Here is a 21,103-nt window from a genome sequence, read left to right on the forward strand (position 1 = left end):
TGCCCGCCCCGCGCCCCAATCTGGCGACGCCGGAGAAGCAGTTGCGAGAGCGATATAGGTGCGCTTCCGCTTGCCGCAAGAAGCACGGAATTCTAGGAACCTTCCCGAATTGGGAGACGGGTCGATGCGTGGATTTCCGGGGATGGTCGCGGCGGCGCTGCTGCTGACAGGCTGCGGCCAGCCCGCCGAGCTGGGCGCGAGCCAGGCCTGGGTGCGGCTCCCGGCGGTGGCCGGGCGCCCCGGCGCGGCCTATTTCACGGTCCGCGGCGGCGCGCAGGCGGACACGCTGCTTGCGGTCTCCACGCCCGCGGCCCTGCGCTCCGAACTCCACGAGACGATGGATCACGCCGGCGTCAAATCGATGCAGCCCACCCGCGACGTCCCGGTTCCCGCCAAGGGCAAAATCGAATTCGCCCCCGGCGGCCGCCACGTCATGCTGTTCGATCTCGGCCCGAACGTGAAACCCGGTACCCGCCTGCCCCTCGCGCTCGCCTTCGCCAGCGGCAAGAAGCTGGAAGTGCAGGCGCGGGTGGTCGGCGCCGGCGATCCGCCGCCGAAGAACTAGGCGTCATCCCGGCGAAAGCCGGGATCTCGTGCCACAGGCCATTCGCGCGCGGCCTGCGATCCCGGCTTTCGCCGGGATGACGAGATGGCTATCCTCTCCGCCAAGGGAGGGCCATCATGCCGCAAGCCGTAGACCGTTTTCGTTCGTCGACTCTGGGGTGGCTGCGCGGCACGCTCGCCGGCTGGGGGACGATCCTGCTGCTGCTCGCCGGGCTGATCGGCTCAATCTGGGCGCTCGCGCAGCGGCCGGTCGAGGGCTGGGCATGGCTGTTCCCGGTCGCGTTGGTCGCGGGGCTGGGGCTGCTGCTCGCCAAATGGTTCGCCAATCTCGCCACCATCTATGAAGTCACCGACGACCGGCTGATCCTGCACAACGGCATCGTGCGCAAATCGATCGACGAGATCGAGCTCTACCGGATCAAGGACGTCCGGATCGATTTCACCATCATCAACCAGATGGCCGATCTCGGCACGATCAGCATCACCTCGTCCGACGAGACCACGCGTGAGGCGCCGCTGGTGATTCGCGATGTCGATCACGCCCGTGCCCGCCGCGAGAAGCTGCGCGAACTGGTCGACGCCGCCCGCCGCAACCGCGGCGTGCGCGAGATCGACATGGTCCACGAGGATATCGGCGAATTGTGACAGTCATTGTGACAATCGCGCCGGGGCCGCAAAAACGTCGATTAGCGCGCTGCGTTCCGCAACCCACGCGAAATTATCGCAAATGACTTGATGATAGCACGGCCCGCGCTGTATGTGACCAGCCGATGACAATTCCTCCGCCGGACGGGTCGCGGGATCGCCGGATCGAGGATCCGACCAACCTCTGGATCATTCACCCGGCAGGCCGGCGCCTGCTTCCCTGGTTCATAGCGCGTGGCATCTCGGCCAATGCGGTCTCGGTGCTCGGCCTGATTCTCGGCGCGCTCGCCGCCGCCGCTTACTCCAATTGGTCGTCCTGGCCCTTCGCCTTTCTCGGCTTGCTGTTCTCGATCGGCTGGCTGGTCGCCGACGGACTCGACGGGATGATCGCGCGCGCGACCGGCACCGCCAGCGCGCTCGGCCGTACGCTCGACGGCATCTGCGATCACGGTGTGTTTGCCCTTCTCTATCTGGTCCTCGCTTTCTCGGTCGGCACGCGCGAGGGCTGGATCCTCGCCATTGCCGCCGGCGTGCTCCACGCCATCCAGTCCAGCCTCTACGAAGGCGAGCGCGCCCGCTTCCATCGCCGCTGCAGGGGGATCGCCGCGGCGCCGCCGGCGCCGAACCGCAATCCGCTGGTCCAACTTTACGATTCCGTCGCCGGCAGCGTCGATCGCATCGCCTTCCGCTTCGACGAAATGCTGCGTCGCACCCCCGATCCCGCGACGTTCGGCCAGTCCTATGGCGCGCGCGCCGCCGCGCCGCTGGGGCTGATGCGGCTGCTCACTGCCAATGCCCGGGTCGTCGCGATCTTCCTCGCCTGCCTCGCCGCCGATCCGCGGCTGTTCTGGTGGTTCGAGATCGTCCCGCTCACCGCAGTGCTCATCGCCGGCCTGGCGTGGCACCGCACCATCGAAATCCGTCTCCTGCGCAGCGCAGGAGCGGCATCCCAACCATCGTCGCAATCACCCATCCAGAGGACGTGAATTCCAATGAAGAGCATCAACATCGCGATCGTAGGCGTCGGCAACTGCGCCAGTTCCCTCGTCCAGGGTCTTTCGCATTATCGCGACGGCGCCAACGACACGGTCGGCCTGATGCATTGGGACCTCGGCGGCTACCGCCCCAGCGACATCCATGTCGTCGCTGCCTGGGACGTCGACGCGCGCAAGGTCGGCAAGGACGTGGCCGAGGCGATCTTCGCCAAGCCCAATTGTACCGCGGTGTTCTGCGAGAGCATCGAATCCACCGGCGCCACGGTCCAGATGGGCCGCATCCTCGACGGCGTCGCCGAGCACATGGCCGACTATAACGACGATCGTACCTTCATCGTCGCCAAGGATCGCGAGGCCACCAAGGAAGAAGTCATCGCGGTGCTCCGCGCCACCAAGACCGACGTGCTGATGAACTACCTCCCCGTCGGGTCGCAGGAAGCCAGCGAATTTTACGCCGAGTGCGCGCTCGAAGCCGGCGTCGCCTTCGTCAACAACATTCCCGTGTTCATCGCCAGCAACCCCGAATGGGCCGATCGCTTCACTGCCGCCGGCGTGCCGATCATCGGCGACGACATCAAGGCGCAGCTCGGCGCGACGATCGTCCACCGCGTGCTGACCGACCTGTTCGCCAAGCGCGGCGTCAAGCTCGAGCGGACCTACCAGCTCAACACCGGCGGCAACACCGACTTCCTCAACATGTCGAACCACCGCCGCCTCGCCTCGAAGAAAATCTCGAAGACCGAGGCGGTCCAGTCGGTCGCGGCCGAACGTCTCGAGGACGAGAACGTCCATATCGGCCCGTCGGATTACGTGCCGTGGCAGAACGACAACAAGGTCTGCTTCCTGCGCATGGAAGGCTCGATGTTCGGCAACGTGCCGATGAACCTCGAGCTGCGCCTTTCGGTCGAGGATTCGCCCAACAGCGCCGGCGTCGCGATCGACATGATCCGCTGCGCCAAGCTCGCCAAGGATCGCGGCCTCGGCGGCCCGATCGACGCCGCCTCGGCCTATTTCTGCAAGCATCCGCGCACCCAGATGACCGACGACCTCGCACAGACCGCGGTCGAGTCCTTCATCGCCGCCGCCTGATCCGGTGATCACCACCGCCGTCCTGCTCGCCGCGGGCGAAGGCAGCCGCCTTCGTTCCGCGGCGGCGTCCAAGCCGCTGTGCCATGTCGGCGGGCGCGCGCTGATCGATCATGCGATCACCGGTTTCGCCGCAGCGGGGCTGGCGCGGGTGGTGGTGGTGCTCGGCTACGAGGCAGAGCGGATCGAGGCGCATCTTGCCGCGGGCCGCTGGCCGGTCGCCGTCGAGACGGTTCGCACCGCCGACTATCGCCAGCCCAACGGCGTCTCGGTGCTCGCGGCCGAACACGCTTTGGCAGGCGAGGAAGCCGTGCTGGCGATGTGCGACCATCTTGTCGATCCCGCGCTCTATGCGCGCGTCGCTCAGTCCGGCGCGGGCTGCGGCGCGCGCCTCGCGATCGACCGTCGCATCACCAGCGACCTCGTCGACCTCGACGACGTCACTTGCGTGCGCACCGAAGGCGAAGCCATCGTCGCGATCGGCAAGCATCTCGAGGGCTATGACTGCTTCGACACCGGCGTCTTCGCGATCGGCCCCGGCCTGTTCGCCGCGCTGAGCAGCCTCGAATCGCCCTCGCTCACCGAAGGCATGCGGGTGCTGGCGGAGCACGGCGCGGCGCTCACCATCGACTGCAGCGACCTCGACTGGATCGACGTCGACGATCCTGCTGCTCTAGACAAGGCGGAGCATTGGTTGCGCGCCGCCTGAACCCGCACGATCGCTATGTCCACTCCCGACCCGATCGCAGATTTCTGACGTAGGTTCCACGCCCGCCGAACGCCCCCCTTCAGCTGGCGTTTGCTAGCCGTGCCGTCCGGCAATCTAGGGGTAGAAACGGCCGAAACGCTGCCCACCAGCTATCACGAACGCTTCGATCGCGAGTGGGTCAAATGGATGCGTCGATAGCGGCGGTAGCTGCCGACGACCTGATCGGATGGAGCGTGGCCTATCCCGATCCGAGCAGGCGCCGTACAGTATCGTCGGCACCGGGCCCTGGGCGTAGTGTCGCCCGCTCGAATGGCACCACCTCGCCGGTTTCGTCGTCCACAAGCGCGAGGTGCAGCGAATGCCCGGTTTTAAGGTCCACCGTTTCCATCGGTACGCCAAAACCGCTCGCATCCCATCGGTCGCCCCATTCGCGTAGCGACAGGGTAACCTTCCACAGGTCGCGCCCCTTGTCGGTCAGCCGATATTCGTCGCGCGGGGGCCGTTCCTGATAGCGGGTGCGTTCGACGATCCCTGTCTCGACGAGATGCTTCAACCGCGCCGCGAGCGTGGCTGGCGGGATGTTCGTGCTGGCGCGCAGCTCGTCATAGCGGCCCATCCCGAATGACAGATCGCGGATCAGCAACAACGCCCAGCGGTCCCCGATCACCTCCAGCGCGCCGGCCATCGAGCAGCGCATTCCAGAAAAAGATTTGACCTTAACCATGCTTGACCCTTGTCACTTCAGTTATTGAAGTATAGCTATGCGACACCGAACGCAAGAGGCCCCACCGGGTGCGAGCCGTTGCGAACAAGAGGAAAGCACATGGCCGCCGAATCGTTCAGCGTCACGCCCAACCGCACCATCACAGTGGACGGTACGTCGTTCGCGTATCGCGACATGGGGCCCCGCACTGGTATTCCGATCCTCCTCCTCAACCATCTGGGCGCCACGCTGGACAATTTCGATCCGCGCATTGTCGACGGGTTGGCGCAGCATCATCGCGTCGTTGCGTTCGACAATCGCGGGATTGGTGCATCCGGCGGGTCGACTTCGCGGGATGTGGCCGCAATGGCGCGCGACGTGGTCGCCTTCATCCACGCCCTTGGCCTCCCGCAGGTTGACCTGTTCGGCTTCTCGCTCGGCGGCTTCGTCGCCCAGCAGGTGGCACTGGACGCGCCGGCGCTGGTCCGCCGGATGATCCTGACCGGCACCGGCCCTGCGGGCGGTGTGGGGATGGACAAGGTTACGGGCATCACGCTGCGCGCGATGCTGAAGGGCGCGCTGACCCTCCAGGACCCCAAGGTCTATCTGTTTTTCACGCGCACCCCCAACGGTCGCCGCGCCGCGCGCGACTTCATCGCCCGGCTCAAGGAGCGCAAGGCCGATCGCGACAAGCCCCTCGCACTCCCCTCGTTCGGCCGCCAGTTGACCGCGATCAAGCGCTGGGCGCGGCAAGCACCGCAAGACCTGTCCGTCATCACGCATCCGACGTTCGTCGCAAATGGCGACGACGATCTTATGGTGCCGACCGAGAATTCGCGCGACCTGGCCCGCCGTATCCCCGGCGCCAGGCTCGTCATCTACGACGATGCCGGACACGGCGGCATCTTCCAGCATCACAAAGCCTTCGTTCCCGCCGCGCTCGATTTCCTGCGCTGAACGTGCCCTTTCCCTTCGGAGTCGCCACCATGACCGACACGCACCTGACTGCACCCACCCGCTTCGTCGAGCTTGATGGCGATCGCTTCGCCTATCGCCGCTGGGGCAATGTCGCGAGCGGGCAGCCGCCCTTGTTCTTCCTCCAGCATTTCCGCGGCGGCATGGACAATTGGGATCCGGCAATGACTGATGGCCTCGCTGCCGGCCGCGAAGTGATCCTGTACAATGGCCGGGGCGTCGCCTCGTCGACCGGCAACCCGCGCAACCGGATCGAGGACATGGCCGACGATGCCGCCGCCTTTCTGCGCGCGCTGGGCCTGGCGACGGTCGATGTGGTCGGCTTTTCGCTCGGCGGGATGCAGGCGCAGGACCTGACGCTGCGTCACCCCGATCTCGTCCGCAAGCTGATGCTGCTCGGCACCGGGCCGCGTGGCGGCACCATTAGTTCCGATCCCGGCGTGCTGCAGCATGCGACTCAGGCGGTGCCGACGGTCGAGAACTTCCTGTACCTGTTCTTCGGCCGTTCCCAGGCGGCGATCGAGGCTGGCCGTGCGTTCTGGGCCCGTCGACACCAGCGGGCAGACCAGGATGCCCCGAGTTCGCCCGAGGCGATGCAGGCGCAGATTGAGTCCAATGTCGCTTGGCTCTCCCCGCTCGATACCGTGGCGCCGTTCGCGCATCTAAAGGCGATCAAGCAGCCGACGTTCATCCTGAACGGCAATGACGATGTGATGATCCCGACGATCAATTCCTACGCGATGGCGCAGGCGATCCCGAATGCGCAACTGATCCTGTACCCCGACGCGGGCCATGGCGCGCACTTCCAATATCCCGAGCGCTTCCTGGCCCACGCCATCGAGTTCCTCGATCGCGCGTGAAAGCGCCCGCGACGCTCCCCCTTCGATCTGATGCGAGTCTCACAATGACCGATTACAACTTGTTCCAGCCTTATAGCCTTGGCGACCTGCAGCTCGCCAACCGAGTGGTGATGTCGCCGCTTACCCGCAATCGCGCCGGTGCCGGGCTCGTCCCGACCGAAATGATGGCGGAATATTATGCGCAGCGCGCCGATGCGGGCGTGATCATTTCCGAAGCGACGCAGATCTCGCGGCAGGGCCAAGGCTATCAGGACACGCCAGGGATCTACACGCCCGAACAGATCGACGGGTGGCGCAAGGTGACCGACGCCGTCCATGCCAAGGGCGGACGGATGATCGCGCAGCTGTGGCATGTCGGCCGCGTCAGCCATGTCGACCTCCAGGAAGGCGGCGCGGCCCCGGTGGCACCCTCTGCGATTCAGCCAAATGCGCAGACCTTCGTCAACAACGGCTTCGCGCCCGTCTCGCCCCCCCGCGCCCTGGAGCTGGACGAAATCCCCGGCATCGTCGAGGAGTACCGCCAGGCCGCCGCCAATGCGATCGCCGCCGGCTTTGACGGTGTCGAGGTGCACGCGGGCAACGGCTATCTGCTCGATCAGTTCGCCAAGGATGGCGCCAACACCCGCACCGACGCCTATGGCGGCTCGATCGAGAACCGCGCGCGCCTGGTTGTGGAAGTGACTGCGGTGGTGGCGGCGCAGGTGGGTGCAGCCCGCACCGGTATTCGCCTGTCGCCGATCTCGATGGCCAATGACATCGCCACCAGCGATCCGCAGGCCCAGTTCGACTATCTCGTCGACCAGCTCGACACGCTGAAAATCGCCTATATCCATGTATTCGAAGTGCCGACCCAGGTTGCGCCGTTCGATTATGTGGGGCTGCGCCGGCGCTTTTCGGGCAGCTACATCGCGAACCAGGGCTATGACCGTGAACGTGCCATCGCGGCGATCGCTGAAGGCAGGGCCAATCTTGTCGCGTTCGGACGGCCCTTCATCGCCAACCCGGATCTGGTCGAACGGATGAAGCGCGGCGTGCCGCTGGCCGAGGTCGATCCGTCGACGCTCTACGGCGGCGGGGCAAAGGGCTATACCGATTATCCCGTGGCGACTGCTCCGGCAGTGGCTGGCTGATGACGCCCAGGCGCGGAGATTCAACGATGAAAGCCTATATTCTCGATCGATATGGCAAAGGACAGGCATTGCGAGCGGGCGACTGGCCCGATCCGTTCGCCGGCCCCGGCGAGGTGCTGGTGGAGATCCATGCCGCCGCGCTCAACGTCCTCGACCTCAAGATCCGCGACGGCGCGTTCAAGCCGATCTTGCCCTACCGGCCGCCCTTCTTGCTGGGTCACGATCTGGCTGGCGTAGTTGTCGGCGTCGGCGCGGGCGTAACCCGCTTCAAGAGCGGCGACGAAGTCTATGCACGTCCGCGCGACTTGCGGATCGGCGCATTCGCCGAGCGGATCACGGTGGCAGAGGCGGACCTTGCGCTAAAGCCGACCACCCTGTCGATGGCAGAGGCGGCGTCGCTGCCGCTGGTCGCGCTCACCGCGTGGCAGATGCTGGTCGATCGTGCGCAGGTCAAGCCGGGGCAGAAAGTGCTGATCCATGCCGGCTCGGGCGGCGTCGGCACCATCGCGATCCAGCTCGCCAAACATCTTGGCGCGACAGTCGCGACCACGACCAGCGCGGGGAATGCCGATCTGGTACGCGCATTGGGCGCCGATGTCGTCATCGACTACAAGACTCAGGATTTTGCGGCACTGCTGTCCGACTATGATGTCGCGATCAACAGCCTCGAAGGGGACACGCTGCAACGCTCGTTGCAGGTGCTGAAACCCGGCGGCAAGCTAATCTCGATCTCCGGGCCGCCCGATCCCGCCTTCGCGCGCGAACAGGGGATGAACTGGGTTCTGCAACAGCTGATGCGGATGTTGAGCTCCGGCATCCGTCGCAAAGCAGCGCGTCGACAGGTCGACTACTCGTTCCTGTTCATGCACGCCTCTGGCGATCAGCTCGCGAAGATCGCCGCGCTGGTTGATGCCGGCACGATCCGTCCGGTTGTCGACCGCACCTTTGCCTTCGACGCGCTCGACGAGGCGATGGAGTATCTCGGGACCGGCCGCGCGAAGGGCAAGGTCATCCTCACGCGCTGACGCAGTGGCGCGAGCAGCACCGCGTCCCAGTCTCAGGAGTAACATGAAGTGACCAAGAATACCGTCCTCATCACCGGCGCATCGACCGGAATCGGCGCTACTTATGCCGACCGGTTCGCGCGTCGCGGCCACAACCTGGTGCTGGTCGCGCGCGACCGTCAACGCATGGAGGCACTCGCCAGCTCGCTGCGTCAGGAAACCGGCGCTTCGATCGACATCATCGCCGCGGACCTGACCCGGCCCGAGGACCTTCTGACCGTTGAAGTCCGGCTGCGTGACGACGCGACGATCGGCACGCTCGTCAACAATGCCGGCGCGGCGATCAGCGGGCCTTTCGAGACGCAATCGACCGATGCGGTGGCGCAGTTGGTGGCGCTCAACACCACCTCGTTGCTGCGCCTGACCAGCGCCGTCGCACCGCGTTTCGTGGCAGCGGGCGAAGGCGCGATCGTGAACGTCAGCTCGGTCGTGGGGCTGGCACCGGAGTTTGCGATGGCGGTCTATGGCGCGACGAAGGCATTCGTGCTGTTCCTGTCTCAAAGCTTGGCAGGCGAGCTGGGTGCCAAAGGCGTCTATGTGCAAGCCGTGCTCCCCTCCGCCACGCGCACCGAGATCTGGTCGCGGGCCGGGTTGAACGAAGGGGCGCTGCCGGCCGTGATGGAAGTCGGAGACCTGGTCGACGCGGCGCTCGTCGGGTTCGACCGGCGCGAGACCGTGACGATTCCGCCGTTGCAGGACGGCAGCCTGTGGGAAGCGTTCAACACCGCGCGGCAAGCGATGTTGCCCGGGTTCGCTGCGTCTCAGTCCGCAGACCGGTACCGTACCGCCTTTCCGACGTAACGTACGCGCTGATCGAAGCTCCGGCGCCTGGGAGATAGCAATGTCCTCGAACTCCACAAAAACCGCTCTCGTGACCGGCGCCTCTTCCGGCATCGGTCGGGCAAGTGCCGAGGCCTTGGCGCGGGCCGGCTTCACCGTCTTCGGCACCAGCCGGAACCCGAGCGGCGACAACCCGAGCGGGGTTTCGATACTGGCGTGTGACGTGACGAAGGAAGCCTCTGTGGCTTCCCTCGTTTCGGAGGTACTGGCTCGCACCGGGCGTATCGACGTTCTCGTCAACAATGCCGGCCTGGGCCTGTTCGGGGGCGCCGAGGAGTCCTCGGCCGCGCAGGTTCAACGCCTGTTCGACGTCAATCTGTTCGGTGTCATCCGGATGATCAACGCGGTGTTGCCGTCGATGCGCGCGCGTGGAGAAGGGCGCATCATCAACCTGAGCAGCGCAGTTGGTTTCGTGCCGGCCCCGTACTCGGCACATTATGCCGCGAGCAAGTTCGCCCTCGAAGGCTATTCCGAATCGCTCGATCACGAAGTCCGCGCCTTCAACGTCCGCGTCTCGCTGATTGAGCCCGGCACCGTGAAAGGCAATTTCGACCAGAGCGCGTTGGAGCCCGACACCAGGATGGTGGAGTATGATGCAGCGCGCGCCTGGGTGCATGGCTTTTACAAAAAGGCGTTGCTGACGGCCGTTATGCCCGAAAACGTGGCGGATGCGGCGCTTCTGGCTGCCACGGCCCCGCGTCAGCGGCTGCGCTACCCCGTCGGAAAAGTGGCGGGTCAGGTCCGCCTGTTACGTCGACTTATGCCCGCCAGGATGTTCGACAAAGCCTTGCGCCAGCAGTTCGGCCTGCCGGCCTGACTGCAGCCCGACCGACTGGGTATTCATCACCCTAGGGCAACAATCGCGCGTTCCCGTCGGGCAGCTTGTGCCGAAAACGGATCAGCCGCTTCCGACCGATTGCTGCCTGACCTCTGTGAACGCCCCTTCGGATGCAAGCGGTAAATCGGGGCACGTTGGCCCGTAGTCGGTTGCTGTCATCTGTTCCGGCCTCGATGAGCAGCGCCATAGCTGCGGGCCCGTATGGGAGTTCGCAGACCGGATCCATATCAGCTTTGCGCGCCTGGATGGCGCTCTGCCAGTCACTGGTTCTTCCGGCCCCGTCTCGCCGACTGTTGTGCCATACCCTCCTTCGATCCGCCTACGTCCCCGACGCCTCTGCATGCGAGGTTTGCGCGCGAGCATTGCCGTGGCGGCAATCGGGCCAATGCCGGGGATGGTCATCAGCCGCCGCGCCGCCTCGTCCTCCTTTGCACGGCGTGCGATCTCGCGATCGAGCGTCGCAATGCGCTTGTCGAGCTCAGCCAGCAGGTCGACCATGAGCCTGAACAGCGGCAGCGCCGCCGCAGGCAAGGTCGACGCGATCTCCTCGTCGTCGAGCATATCGGCGGGCAGGGTCATGTGCGCCGTGCCGCGCGGTGCCACCCAGCCATATTCCGTCAGGTGACCCCGGATCGCGTTGATGAGCTGGGTCCGCTGGCGCACCACCAGGTCGCGCGTGGGGAACACCAGCCCAGCGGCCTGCTGCTCTTCGCTCTTTACCGCACAAAGCGCATGTCGGGACGCTGCGCTGCGCAGATCCCCTCCGCATCGATCGCATCGTTCTTGTGCCGCTTCACGAACGGCTTGACGGGATCAGCCGCACATGGTGACCCCTTGTCCAGCCCGCGTGCCCGGTGATGCGCGCCGCCACATGCCTCCAGCGCCACCGCGCAACGCCGCTGTCCTGCGAAGAATTCGAGCAGCTTGCCACGCGTCAACCTGCGGCTGAAAACCGTCACATCGCGGCCGTCGGCGTCATGCGCGTGGAAAACACTCTTGGCGATATCCAGACCGATTATGGTAACCTCCGACGCGGACGCCTCACTCAGTGGTGTTTCAACACCTCCACTTTGGCACATCGGTGCCGTCGGGGGGCGTCCACCCCATCAGCTTTCAGGCGCAATACGGATAAAGCGGGCCAACGGGGCCAGCATGCTGGTGCACCTCTCCCGGTATACTCCCGTCAAGCGGTTCCCGCGCGCGCTCGGCTCGTCATAAATCACGCGTCAAGTCTCTTTACCGGGAGCTTCTGCCTTGGCATCGCGGCACAAACGTCTCATTATTGGACGTTTGTAGCGTAAGGTGGCGTATCGCGTGGCGCATATTCTGGTCGCGGACGACGACGATCTTCTGGGCGAGTTGCTTCGCTTCAAGCTTGAGGGCGCGGGACACCGGGTCACGATCATCGGCGACGGCCGCTCCGCGCTCGATGCGGCGCTATCGGGCGGGTACGACCTGATGGTGCTCGACACGATGATGCCAGTCCTCTCGGGTCCCGAAGTGTTGCGCGCGCTGGTTCAGCAGAAATCTCGCCTGCCCGTAGTGATGCTGACTGCCCGCAAAGGGCAGGACGACGTGCTCGACGCACTTTCCGCAGGCGCCCGCGACTATCTCACCAAGCCGTTTATTCCCGATGAGCTTGTCGCGCGGGTCAACGCCATCCTGAAGACCGAGAGCGCGCGTGCTGCGACGGACGGCTGAGGCAGCCGCCCTCCTCGCGCTGCTGGGCACCCCGATTGTCGCGTTCGCGCAAGCCGGTACCGGAGATCGCGGCACGACGATCACCGAGGCACGCGCGGCCGTGGCGCGCGGCGACAACGCCGCGGCAATCGCACGGCTCGAAGCAGCGAGCATCGCTTGGCCGAACGATCCGGAGATCCTGCGGCTGCTCGGCAGCGCTTATGCCTATGCGCAGCGACACCGCGAAGCGATCGCCACGTTGCGCGCGGCGCAGGCGATGGCGCCCGAGGATATGGACATCGGCGCCGCGCTTGCCCGGGCCTATCTCTGGTCGGGCGATCGCGATGCAGCGCGGCGCGAACTCGCAGCAATGGAGACGCGTGACCCCGGCAATGCCGAACTCGCGGCCATCCGCAACCAGCTCGCGCTGCCAAAAGGAGAGCGCGTGACAACGCGGCGCGGAATCTTCGCCGGCCAGAGTGTCGCCGATGTTTCACTGGACAATGGTCCCCACCGGACGTGGTCGACGACGACGCTCGGCGCCTTCGCGCCGATCGCCCGCGGCACAGCATTCTCCGTCGAAGCCGAGCGCGAAGATCGCCGTCTCGCAGTGGACACCCATTTGCTCGCGCGCGTCGACCATCAATTCTCGCCGGGCTGGCGCGGCTATCTCGCCGCAGCGGCTACACCAGAGGCCAATTTCCGCGAGCAATGGAGCATTCGCGGTGGAATCGAGGCCGATTTGGGTCGGCGCGTGTCGCTGCTCGCCGATGTGCGGCACGCCGTTTATGGGCAGACGCAGGTCACTGCGATCGAGCCCGGGATACGCTTCGGCATGCCCGCATTGCGGAGCAGTGCGACGCTGCGGATGATCAACCTGTGGGACGAGCAGGGAGAGCATCGCAGCGGCTGGTCCGCACGCCTCGATACCGAGACCAGGAGTGGCGCGGGATTGTTCGCCGGCGTTGCAAGCTATCCGGATACCGAAGTGGGCATCACCCGGCGCGCACGCTCCGCTTTTGTTGGCGCGGCGATTCCGGTGAGCGCAGATGTAACGGTCCGCGTGACCGGCGAATATGAAAGGCGCGTCGACAGCTATACCCGCAAGGGGCTGTCCCTCGGGCTGCAGCTCCGCCTCTGATCGTGACGCTCCCCGGGATCGCCGACCACATCGCCCGGCTGGCGATCCTGGCCTCGCTCTGGGGAACATTGGCGATGGCGGCGCTGCTTCTCGTGCTGGTGATGCGGCGTGACCGCAAGGAGCGTAGCCGCGCAGCGACCGAAACCAACAATCGCTCGCTGACCCGCGAGATACTCGCGGCGCTGCCCGCCGCGGGGCGCCCCGGCGAGGCCTATCGGCAGGCCTCGCCCGAGCAGCGGCTCGCGGCAGTGTCGCATCTCAGCCGGCTGGTGCGGGGCGAGGATCGGCTGCGGCTCACTGCGTTTGTGGAGCGCCATCATCTCGTCGACCGCGTGCTCGCCAAGGCGCGGCACCGCCGCACTTCCCGCCGGGTCGATGCGGTCCGCACGCTGGGCGGCGTGGGCGGAAGCCAGGCAGTCGCGGCGCTCGACGCGATGCTGCGGGATGACAAGGCCTTGCCCGTGCGACTTGAGGCCGCGGCGATGCTGGCCCGGCTCGAGGCACTGCCTTCCGCGAACGTCCTGATCACGGCACTGGCGCTCGAGGAGGTTCCGGTGACGCCACTCCATCATGCCCTGTTCCGCGCGCTCGCTCCGCATCGGGCGGATGAATTGTTGGCACTGTCATTGCGAAACTTTCCTCCCGGGCTACACGCGCTCGTCGTCGACGCGCTCGGTTGGACCGAGGACTATTCCACGCTCGAAATGCTCGGCGAGGCAGCCCGCGCCGCCGACGCAGAGGTTCGTTTGGCGGCGCTCGCGGCGGCGGTCCGTCTCAACCATCCCGCAGCGGGCAAATGGGTACTCCCGCTGCTCGAGGACCCCGACCAGGACGTTCGGGCACAAGCAGCCCGCGCCTGCGCGTCGATGGGGCTTCGCACGGCGCTGCCATTGCTAGATCGGATGCGGCAAGATCCTTCGCGCTGGGTCAGGTTGCGCGCGGGGGAGGCGGTGGCGACGCTGGGCGGGGGAGCATGAGCTGGCCCCTCATCGCCGAATGGGCCGGACGTGTCGGCACCGGGCTGCTGATCAGCATGAGCTTACTCTGCTTCCTCGTGGTGAGCATCCGCAACCTCGTGTCTATCATCCAGCTCGTTCTCGCCGCGCGCGTATTCTACGTCCGCATTCGCCCCGCCGCGCGATCCTATGAGCTCTGGGCGCGTTATGCCGATCTCGCGCCGCCGGTCTCGGTGATCGCACCCTGCTATAACGAGGAGCTCTCGATCGCTGACAGCGTGCGGGCGCTGCTCGCGCTTGAATATCCCGATCACGAAGTCGTTGTGGTCAATGACGGCTCACGCGACGCCACGCTGGCGCGGCTGATCGGCGAGTTCGACATGCATCCGATCGAACGCGAACAACTAGCCGTGCTTCAGAAGACCCGGATCCTCGGCGTCTACGCTTCCGCCAAACACCCGAACCTGCTGCTGATCGACAAGGAGAACGGCCGCAAGGCGGATGCGGTGAACGCCGGTATCGGCTTCGCCACCGCGCCTCTGGTGTGCGTAATCGACGCCGATTCGATCATCGAGCCTGACGGCCTGCTGCGCGGCACCGAACCGTTCATGACCGACGATGGCAGCCTCGTCGCGATCGGTGGCACGATCCGCATCGCCAATGGATCCGCGGTGCAGGGCGGGCATGTGCGGCAGGTGCGGCTGCCCGCCGGCTGGCTGCCGCGCTACCAGGTCCTCGAATATCTCCGGGCCTTCCTGACCGCGCGGATCGCCAATGCACAACTCGGTACGCTTCTGCTGATCTCGGGTGCATTCGGCATCTTCCGCCGCTCGGTGCTGGTCGAGATCGGCGGCTATCGGCACGACACGGTCGGCGAGGATCTTGAGATCGTGACCCGGATCCACCGCTACATGCGCGAGCAACGCCGCCCCTATCGCGTCGCCTTCGTCCCCGAAGTGATCTGCTGGACCGAGGCGCCGTACGATTGGGAAGGCCTGCGCAACCAGCGTTCACGCTGGCAGCAAGGCGCGCTGGAGACGCTCGTCCGGCATCGCCGTATGATCTTCAATCCACGCTACGGGCGGGTCGGGATGATCGGGATGCCGCTATTGGTGATCGAGGATGTGCTCGGCCCGCCCTGCGAAATCTTCGGTTATCTCCTCGTCCCGCTCCTCTATCTGCTGGGACTGACCAGTGGCACTGTGGTGATCGCCTTCTTCTCGCTGACGGTGCTGTTCGGCACCGCGATCAGCCTCGGCACGCTCGCCCTGGAGGAACTGCAACTCCGGCACACGCCGCGCGCGCGCGATCTGTTCCTCATCGCAATAGCCGCGCTCATCGAGAATTTCGGATACCGCCAGGCCAATCTGGTGTTCCGGCTGCGCGGCATGTGGCGCTATTTCCGAAAGGACAATAGCTGGGCCTCGGCGACCCGCGCGGGCTTCGCGAAGGAGTGACGGAGTGGCGGGTCGAAGTTCAGGCTGGTTACGCGCCGCCGCGCTCGCATCGACAGGTGCGATCGTGCCCGCCGCTGTTGCCCAGACGCCCACTTTGGTCTGGAGCGGGCCAGCCGAGCCGCAATGGGTGCGCGCAGAGACGCTGGTGCTGCAAGGGACATTGCGCGACGGAAGCTTCGTGCCGAAGAGCCTGAGCCTTCCGGAGCGGGAGTCGGACGCGCCCGCAGGCCCCCGACTGCTGCGGCTTACCAGCAACCTCTTGCCCCTGCTGCGTCCGCGCATTTTCGGTGTCGAGGAGCGCGTCACGTCTACCACCGAAGCTGGCGGGTTGCGTATCCGCTGCCGCACAGGATCGCAGCCTGCGGGCATCGTTCTCGAACCCATCGGCTACCGCTTCCCCCGGAACATGCCGGCCCGTCTGGTTCTGAGCGGTGAAGCAAGCGCGTCAGTCGGCCTGTCGCTGGTTGCGCCTGGCAGCGACGCCCCTGCCCCTCCACAGACCAGCTTCAGCGGCGGTCGGGCGGCCCTTCCGCTTCGGCCAGATGCATCGGCGCTGGTGGTCGGCTGTCCTTCCTCGGCGGGCGAAATCCTCCTTCAGGAAGCGCGGATCGAGCCTGCCGGTGGCGGCAAGGCACGCTACGGCAGTTGGGTGTGGGATGCGGCAGAGGCGATCCGCAACCCCGCCGCCTTTGGGAGGGCCATCGCTGCGCTTGGCTTGGGCGATATCGCCATCCAGCCGCCCGCCGAGCCAGGTGACATCCTTCCCGTCGCGCGCGCGCTCCTGGCGTCCGGAATCGCAACGCACCTCGTCGAGGGTGACCCCGACATGATCGAGCCCGACGGACTGGCGCGCGCGCTCGAACGCGTGTGCCGTCTCCGCCGCGCCGTGCGGGGCCTGCCGGCCCATCCGCCAGTGAGCCTCGAGCTCGACATCGAACCTTATGGCCATCCACACTATGCGCGCGACCCCGCTATGGCATGGCGGAGCTGGGCCTTGGCGGTCGAGGCGATCGCCCGCACCTGGGGCGGACCTGTGGACGTCGACGTACCGTGGTGGATGCTTGGAGCGCCAGGAGGCACCGCGGCACTGACAGCTGCCCGCGCCTCGATCGGTACGATCGTCGTGATGGCATACCGGACGGAGCCGCAACTCATCCTCGAGGCGGCGGAGCCTTGGCTCGCAATGGGGGTGCCGGTTAAGATCGCCGTGGAAGCCGGAGAAGTCGCGACCGAGGCCCAGCGAACCTATCGACGTGCACGTGCCGGCGAACTCATCGTCGGCGGCGACCGCGCCGCGCTGCACGCGGCCCCGATCGAGGCGACGGACGGCACCGCGACCTTTTCGCTTACCAGCCAAGCCAGTACCCGACCCGACCGCGTCAGTTTCTATGGCCGCGACGCCAAACGGAGCGCAGCCGAGCGCACGGTCCTACCGTTTTTGACGGCATGGTCCAACTTCCAGGGTTTTCGTATCCACGGTCTTTCGGGGACCACGGCCACAGGTCGAAATCGCTCGCGGGCGTTCCCCCGGCAGCAGCAATAGGCGACTGACAAATTCCAGCACGCGTCATGCTCAAACGTGGCAACCCTTTAACGAGCACCTGAACGACTGACCGCTCTGGCTTCGTCGAGCTGCGCACTACGACGACTATGGGGCGCATAGCTGCCCTCCCCTTCCCCGTCGATCTTCAGGTCGCGACATCTAACGAGGTCGCTCAGTTCGCCATGCCGAGCTTGCGCAGCCAATCGCGCACCGCGGCAAGAGGGATGTCCTCGGTGATGAGGCACGCGCATCGGGCGCACTGCGCTTAAGCCGCTCGACCCTGTATCGAAAGATGCAGGACGGGACCTTCCCGTCCAACGTCAAGATCAGCACGCGCTGTGTCCGCTGGCGTGGATCCGCCCTCGCCGAGTGGCAGACGAGCCACGCTTCTATCGCTGGGAAGAGAGCGACGCTGCAAGGCCCCTAGATCTCCATCCCATGGTCTGCGAAGCCAGTCCGCCTTTTGACGGCCGGACGGCAAAGGCCGCTACTCGACTAAAAACGCAAGGGAGGCCGGAATGAAGGGTGCCAAGCTTGGTCGTGCGCTTAGTGGCGGGTGCTGTCCTGCTCTGCGTGCCCAGCATAGCCAGGCGCAGGAGACGCCGGGTACCACCGGGGCTACTGCGCCTCCCCGCTCGCTGGCCAGTATGTCCATTCGCAGAGGCAGCTCGTCGCCGGCATCCGCCTCAATTCGGACGGGACCTTTCTCTAAATGGGCCCGCTCGACGAGCGTGCGCAGGGAAGATGGAAAGCGTCGGGCAATCGCATCGAGCTGACCAGCGACTCTCGCCCGATCGCGCCCTCCATCACGCCAGGGAAGTAGGGATTGCCGGGTTTAAGTCCTAGAAACGGACGACAGCTGTGCGCTCCCACTTTGCCATCCCACCAGTCTCCGGCCAATCGTTCATCTCCGGCTGCGGGGCGTACCGATGGCGCATTATGAGGGAAAGAGGAAGCCAGGTGGTCCGAACTAGATGACAAACAATCACGACTATTTGTCAGGTTATCTTGACACTACCTGCAATCATTGATAGTAATGTTTACCTTACAGATTGTGGAGGTCCCGATGGCTGGCTTCGTGAAAAGACTCTACTCGCCGTTGCTGTTCGATTGCCTCTTCGCCCTTTCGGGGGCTCTCGGTGTGGTCGGAGTCGTGCTCGACGTGAGTCGAGCTTACCCCGCGATTGCGCCCGCTGCCCAACCGCTAACCAAGGGCGCCGCGCTTGTCGGGGCCATCGTAGCGGCGGGACTGGTGGCCATCGTCACTACGCGGTTCGACCAGAAGCATGCCGACGATTTCGTATTTCATACGCTCACCAAGTCAGCGTTCATCGCCATGTTCACCCTGCTCTTCGCCCTCGCACTCTGGCAGATGCTGTTCGCCGCTAGACTGGGGGGCGTGTCGTCGTACGCGACGATTGGCGTGCTCGTCGCATCCTGGTCGCTCGCCTACTTCTACACGCGTGTTCGGGGCACCGGGTCGTGAACAACCGTCTCAAGATCCTGCGTGCGGAGCGGAACTGGAGCCAGGCCGAACTGGCCGTGCGGCTCGACGTCTCGCGCCAGGCGATTAACGCGATCGAGACGGGCAAGCACGACCCCTTGCTGCCGCTGGCCTTCCGCATTGCGCGCCTGTTCGGAATGCCGATCGAGGAAATCTTCAATGACGGCACCGAGTAAGCGCCAGAACGTTGAAGACCTTATACGTCGGAACAGCGCGACGTTGTGACGCCAGTGCCCGCAGGTATATTATTTGCGCCGGCAAGAATTGCCGTTGACGTGTTCAGCGCCGCCAGCCTCCAGTTTGGTACAATCCCCGGATGTCCGAAAGGAATTGGAGCAGACCTGAGAGACCGTTTGAGAATGTGTTGAACGCTTGGCGGCGGCGTGACTCAAGCTCATGATATGGACCGAGCGAGCCGTGGCCGAATGGCTGGATTTGAAAAGCGGTCGAAACGTTACCCGACCGATCTGACCGACGAGGAGGGCTGTTCATCCAGCCGTTTCTGCCGCCGGCACCGAAGCGGGGACGCAAGCCAACGACCGATCTGCGCGATGTTCGATGTTCTCATGGAGCGCACATCTCGCGCGCCGAGCGCGGGGAAGGCATCGCGCTCGAGCCCAGTCAGCAACCGGGTGGCGTGACCGACCTCGAGAGTTTCGAGCCTGTTCTTGCCACGCACGAGCAGCCTCCTCAAAGGTCATCACCAAGGTCACTTCCTCCTTCGCGCCAGGATCTATCCCCTTTGCTAGCGCGACCTTTGCCTCGGCGCGGCGCAGCCGCCGCCGTCGGCGAGTTCGTAGTCCCTTGTGCGCTTCGTGGCGTAGCGGGCTTCGAGTTCCTTTAGAGCCATTTGGGTACTCCGCAGGCGTCTGCGGGGATTACCCCAGAAAATACCCCCAAATGCCAATCGACGTAGTGTCATCCAGCGGCATCCGGCGAGAGGTTCTGGATCCGTGCGACCCGGCGTGGGCTGGAGAACAGGCACAAAAAAACCGCCCCGGGGTGTCCCGAGACGGTCTGGTTGTGGTGTGGTTGCGGGAGCAGGATTTGAACCTGCGACCTTCAGGTTATGAGCCTGACGAGCTACCGGGCTGCTCCATCCCGCGGCACATTGTTGCCTCAAGCGCCGGCGACTTTCGCGTCCCGGACATGGTCCGGAACCCGGCGGCCGTTCGGCCTTGCGGGGCTTCGCCCCGATGGCGTTTCTGACGTTGTGAATGGGTTTTTCTTTGCAGAACCTTTGATCTTCAGCGCATTTGCACGAGCTGCAATGCCTGGCGGCGACCTACTCTTCCATCGCTTGAGCGATAGTACCATCGGCGCTGTCTGGTTTCACGGCCGAGTTCGGGATGGGATCGGGTGGTTCACAGACGCCATAGCCACCAGGCAATGGAGCCCGTGCAGACGCGCTGAAAATCATGGGTTCAAATCGATACCGTGCACACGGTTGAATACAAGCTGCGATGATCATCCGACCATATGCAACGCCGGGTTTGTACCCAGAATTGTCATTGATGGTGGAACTCTCAAGCGCGAACAGGACAATTAGTACTGGTTAGCTCCATACGTTACCGTACTTCCACATCCAGTCTATCAAGGTCGTGGTCTCCGACCGTCCTATGAAATCTTATCTCGAGGGAGGCTTCCCGCTTAGATGCTTTCAGCGGTTATCCCGTCCATACATAGCTACCCAGCTGCGCTCTTGGCAGAACGACTGGTACACCAGAGGTATGTTCAACCCGGTCCTCTCGTACTAGGGTCAACTCCTCTCAAATTTCGACGCCCACGGCAGATAGGGACCAAACTGTCTCGCGACGTTCTGAACCCAGCTCACGTACCACTTTAATTGGCGAACAGCCAAACCCTTGGGACCTGCTCCAGCCCCAGGATGTGATGAGCCGACATCGAGGTGCCAAACAACCCCGTCGATATGAGCTCTTGGGGGTTATCAGCCTGTTATCCCCGGCGTACCTTTTATCCGTTGAGCGATGGCCCTTCCACGAGGGACCACCGGATCACTATGACCGACTTTCGTCTCTGCTCGACTTGTCAGTCTCGCAGTCAGGCTGGCTTATGCCATTGCACTCTAACAGACGGTTTCCAACCGTCCTGAGCCAACCTTCGCGCGCCTCCGTTACTCTTTAGGAGGCGACCGCCCCAGTCAAACTACCCGCCACAGAGGGTCCCAGCACCGGATGACGGTGCGTGGTTAGACATCAGAAACAAACAGGGTGGTATTTCACATTGTGGCTCCACACGGGCTGGCGCCCATGCTTCAAAGCCTCCCACCTATTCTACACAGTTTCTTCCTAATGCCACTCTGAAGCTGCAGTAAAGGTGCACGGGGTCTTTCCGTCTAACCGCGGGTACTCCGCATCTTCACGGAGAATTCAATTTCGCTGAGCATGTCCTG

At 64.7% G+C, this 21,103-nt stretch carries 22 protein-coding genes, 1 tRNA gene and 2 rRNA genes (1 of these 25 only partly in view); 19 read left to right on the top strand and 6 right to left on the bottom strand.

The features are described 5' to 3' along the window. Positions 1–124: 124 nt before the first annotated feature. The 5 genes from CVN68_RS10495 to CVN68_RS10515 all read left to right on the top strand — a co-directional run bounded on the left by CVN68_RS10495 (position 125) and on the right by CVN68_RS10515 (position 3,999). Positions 125–565, top strand: coding sequence for a copper chaperone PCu(A)C (locus CVN68_RS10495; protein ID WP_100282165.1), 441 nt, complete (start codon positions 125–127; stop codon positions 563–565). Between the two features lie 116 nt (positions 566–681). Then, the gene (locus tag CVN68_RS10500; RefSeq protein ID WP_100282166.1) at positions 682–1,209 is read left to right on the top strand and encodes a PH domain-containing protein; all 528 of its coding nucleotides are present in this window, start codon (positions 682–684) and stop codon (positions 1,207–1,209) included. A 125-nt stretch (positions 1,210–1,334) separates the two neighbouring features. Further along, positions 1,335–2,195 carry a CDP-alcohol phosphatidyltransferase family protein gene (locus tag CVN68_RS10505; RefSeq protein ID WP_100282167.1) on the top strand — a complete coding sequence of 287 codons (861 nt, stop codon included), beginning with the start codon at positions 1,335–1,337 and terminating at the stop codon, positions 2,193–2,195. Positions 2,196–2,201: 6 nt separating this feature from the next. Continuing rightward, a complete protein-coding gene (locus CVN68_RS10510) occupies positions 2,202–3,293 on the top strand; it encodes an inositol-3-phosphate synthase (RefSeq protein WP_100282168.1) in 1,092 nt (363 codons plus the stop codon). A 4-nt stretch (positions 3,294–3,297) separates the two neighbouring features. After that, positions 3,298–3,999, top strand: coding sequence for a phosphocholine cytidylyltransferase family protein (locus CVN68_RS10515; protein WP_100282169.1), 702 nt, complete (start codon positions 3,298–3,300; stop codon positions 3,997–3,999). A gap of 238 nt (positions 4,000–4,237) precedes the next feature. Here CVN68_RS10515 and CVN68_RS10520 read toward each other — a convergent pair whose 3' ends face one another. Beyond that, on the bottom strand, positions 4,238–4,684 hold the full coding sequence (locus CVN68_RS10520; RefSeq protein WP_199560260.1) for a winged helix-turn-helix transcriptional regulator: 447 nt from the start codon (positions 4,682–4,684) through the stop codon (positions 4,238–4,240). A 138-nt stretch (positions 4,685–4,822) separates the two neighbouring features. Between CVN68_RS10520 and CVN68_RS10525 the strand changes: the two genes are divergently transcribed. The 6 genes from CVN68_RS10525 to CVN68_RS10550 are packed head-to-tail and all read left to right on the top strand — an operon-like array spanning position 4,823 to position 10,388. Next, positions 4,823–5,659: an alpha/beta fold hydrolase gene (locus CVN68_RS10525; protein ID WP_100282171.1), complete on the top strand. Its 837-nt coding sequence runs from the start codon at positions 4,823–4,825 to the stop codon at positions 5,657–5,659. A gap of 29 nt (positions 5,660–5,688) precedes the next feature. After that, the gene (locus CVN68_RS10530) at positions 5,689–6,537 is read left to right on the top strand and encodes an alpha/beta fold hydrolase (protein WP_100284339.1); all 849 of its coding nucleotides are present in this window, start codon (positions 5,689–5,691) and stop codon (positions 6,535–6,537) included. Between the two features lie 44 nt (positions 6,538–6,581). After that, positions 6,582–7,667 carry an alkene reductase gene (locus CVN68_RS10535; protein ID WP_100282172.1) on the top strand — a complete coding sequence of 362 codons (1,086 nt, stop codon included), beginning with the start codon at positions 6,582–6,584 and terminating at the stop codon, positions 7,665–7,667. Between the two features lie 26 nt (positions 7,668–7,693). Further along, on the top strand, positions 7,694–8,692 hold the full coding sequence (locus CVN68_RS10540; protein WP_100282173.1) for an NADP-dependent oxidoreductase: 999 nt from the start codon (positions 7,694–7,696) through the stop codon (positions 8,690–8,692). Positions 8,693–8,740: 48 nt separating this feature from the next. Next, positions 8,741–9,532: an SDR family NAD(P)-dependent oxidoreductase gene (locus tag CVN68_RS10545; RefSeq protein WP_100282174.1), complete on the top strand. Its 792-nt coding sequence runs from the start codon at positions 8,741–8,743 to the stop codon at positions 9,530–9,532. 40 nt (positions 9,533–9,572) lie between these two features. Further along, on the top strand, positions 9,573–10,388 hold the full coding sequence (locus CVN68_RS10550; RefSeq protein ID WP_100282175.1) for an oxidoreductase: 816 nt from the start codon (positions 9,573–9,575) through the stop codon (positions 10,386–10,388). 81 nt (positions 10,389–10,469) lie between these two features. Here the strand turns inward: CVN68_RS10550 and CVN68_RS23655 are convergent, their stop codons facing one another. Then, positions 10,470–11,096, bottom strand: coding sequence for a transposase (locus CVN68_RS23655; protein ID WP_199560261.1), 627 nt, complete (start codon positions 11,094–11,096; stop codon positions 10,470–10,472). Between the two features lie 29 nt (positions 11,097–11,125). Beyond that, on the bottom strand, positions 11,126–11,368 hold the full coding sequence (locus CVN68_RS23660; protein WP_199560262.1) for a transposase: 243 nt from the start codon (positions 11,366–11,368) through the stop codon (positions 11,126–11,128). A 355-nt stretch (positions 11,369–11,723) separates the two neighbouring features. On the opposite strand from CVN68_RS23660, the gene CVN68_RS10560 reads away from it, so the two are divergent. The 8 genes from CVN68_RS10560 to CVN68_RS10595 all read left to right on the top strand — a co-directional run bounded on the left by CVN68_RS10560 (position 11,724) and on the right by CVN68_RS10595 (position 18,866). Next, a complete protein-coding gene (locus CVN68_RS10560) occupies positions 11,724–12,110 on the top strand; it encodes a response regulator transcription factor (RefSeq protein ID WP_100284340.1) in 387 nt (128 codons plus the stop codon). After that, complete coding sequence (locus CVN68_RS10565; protein WP_100282176.1) at positions 12,091–13,230, top strand: YaiO family outer membrane beta-barrel protein; 1,140 nt, start codon at positions 12,091–12,093, stop codon at positions 13,228–13,230. The genes CVN68_RS10560 and CVN68_RS10565 overlap by 20 nt, the downstream gene beginning before the upstream one ends. Before the next feature lie 2 nt (positions 13,231–13,232). Then, positions 13,233–14,207 (top strand): HEAT repeat domain-containing protein, encoded by a 975-nt coding sequence (locus CVN68_RS10570; protein WP_100282177.1) that lies wholly within the window; start codon positions 13,233–13,235, stop codon positions 14,205–14,207. Continuing rightward, positions 14,204–15,643: a glycosyltransferase gene (locus tag CVN68_RS10575; RefSeq protein WP_100282178.1), complete on the top strand. Its 1,440-nt coding sequence runs from the start codon at positions 14,204–14,206 to the stop codon at positions 15,641–15,643. The genes CVN68_RS10570 and CVN68_RS10575 overlap by 4 nt, the downstream gene beginning before the upstream one ends. A 94-nt stretch (positions 15,644–15,737) precedes the next feature. Next, entirely contained in the window at positions 15,738–17,186 is a 1,449-nt protein-coding gene (locus CVN68_RS10580) for a hypothetical protein (protein WP_233503676.1), read from the top strand. A gap of 292 nt (positions 17,187–17,478) precedes the next feature. Beyond that, the gene (locus CVN68_RS23665) at positions 17,479–17,613 is read left to right on the top strand and encodes a helix-turn-helix transcriptional regulator (protein WP_199560263.1); all 135 of its coding nucleotides are present in this window, start codon (positions 17,479–17,481) and stop codon (positions 17,611–17,613) included. Between the two features lie 639 nt (positions 17,614–18,252). Further along, positions 18,253–18,672 carry a hypothetical protein gene (locus CVN68_RS10590; protein WP_158298829.1) on the top strand — a complete coding sequence of 140 codons (420 nt, stop codon included), beginning with the start codon at positions 18,253–18,255 and terminating at the stop codon, positions 18,670–18,672. Continuing rightward, entirely contained in the window at positions 18,669–18,866 is a 198-nt protein-coding gene (locus CVN68_RS10595) for a helix-turn-helix transcriptional regulator (RefSeq protein ID WP_100282182.1), read from the top strand. Before CVN68_RS10590 ends, CVN68_RS10595 begins: the two co-directional genes overlap by 4 nt. 853 nt (positions 18,867–19,719) lie before the next feature. Here CVN68_RS10595 and CVN68_RS10600 read toward each other — a convergent pair. The 3 genes from CVN68_RS10600 to CVN68_RS10610 all read right to left on the bottom strand — a co-directional run. Then, positions 19,720–19,796 (bottom strand) — tRNA-Met (locus CVN68_RS10600). A gap of 166 nt (positions 19,797–19,962) precedes the next feature. Next, positions 19,963–20,077, bottom strand: a 5S ribosomal RNA gene (gene rrf, locus CVN68_RS10605). A gap of 138 nt (positions 20,078–20,215) precedes the next feature. Then, positions 20,216–21,103, bottom strand: a 23S ribosomal RNA gene (locus tag CVN68_RS10610); it runs 1,907 nt beyond the window's last position.

It is taken from the genome of Sphingomonas psychrotolerans (genome assembly GCF_002796605.1).
In the GTDB taxonomy this organism is placed as follows: domain Bacteria; phylum Pseudomonadota; class Alphaproteobacteria; order Sphingomonadales; family Sphingomonadaceae; genus Sphingomonas; species Sphingomonas psychrotolerans.

Excerpts from the sequence above, each read along its gene's own strand:
- CVN68_RS10495 (WP_100282165.1), top strand. The coding sequence starts at position 125 with ATGCGTGGATTTCCGGGGATGGTCGCGGCGGCGCTGCTGCTGACAGGC.
- CVN68_RS10500 (WP_100282166.1), top strand. The coding sequence starts at position 682 with ATGCCGCAAGCCGTAGACCGTTTTCGTTCGTCGACTCTGGGGTGGCTG.
- CVN68_RS10505 (WP_100282167.1), top strand. The coding sequence starts at position 1,335 with ATGACAATTCCTCCGCCGGACGGGTCGCGGGATCGCCGGATCGAGGAT.
- CVN68_RS10510 (WP_100282168.1), top strand. The coding sequence starts at position 2,202 with ATGAAGAGCATCAACATCGCGATCGTAGGCGTCGGCAACTGCGCCAGT.
- CVN68_RS10520 (WP_199560260.1), bottom strand. The coding sequence starts at position 4,684 with ATGGCCGGCGCGCTGGAGGTGATCGGGGACCGCTGGGCGTTGTTGCTG.
- CVN68_RS10525 (WP_100282171.1), top strand. The coding sequence starts at position 4,823 with ATGGCCGCCGAATCGTTCAGCGTCACGCCCAACCGCACCATCACAGTG.
- CVN68_RS10530 (WP_100284339.1), top strand. The coding sequence starts at position 5,689 with ATGACCGACACGCACCTGACTGCACCCACCCGCTTCGTCGAGCTTGAT.
- CVN68_RS10535 (WP_100282172.1), top strand. The coding sequence starts at position 6,582 with ATGACCGATTACAACTTGTTCCAGCCTTATAGCCTTGGCGACCTGCAG.
- CVN68_RS10540 (WP_100282173.1), top strand. The coding sequence starts at position 7,694 with ATGAAAGCCTATATTCTCGATCGATATGGCAAAGGACAGGCATTGCGA.
- CVN68_RS10550 (WP_100282175.1), top strand. The coding sequence starts at position 9,573 with ATGTCCTCGAACTCCACAAAAACCGCTCTCGTGACCGGCGCCTCTTCC.
- CVN68_RS10575 (WP_100282178.1), top strand. The coding sequence starts at position 14,204 with ATGAGCTGGCCCCTCATCGCCGAATGGGCCGGACGTGTCGGCACCGGG.
- CVN68_RS23665 (WP_199560263.1), top strand. The coding sequence starts at position 17,479 with ATGCAGGACGGGACCTTCCCGTCCAACGTCAAGATCAGCACGCGCTGT.
- CVN68_RS10590 (WP_158298829.1), top strand. The coding sequence starts at position 18,253 with ATGGCTGGCTTCGTGAAAAGACTCTACTCGCCGTTGCTGTTCGATTGC.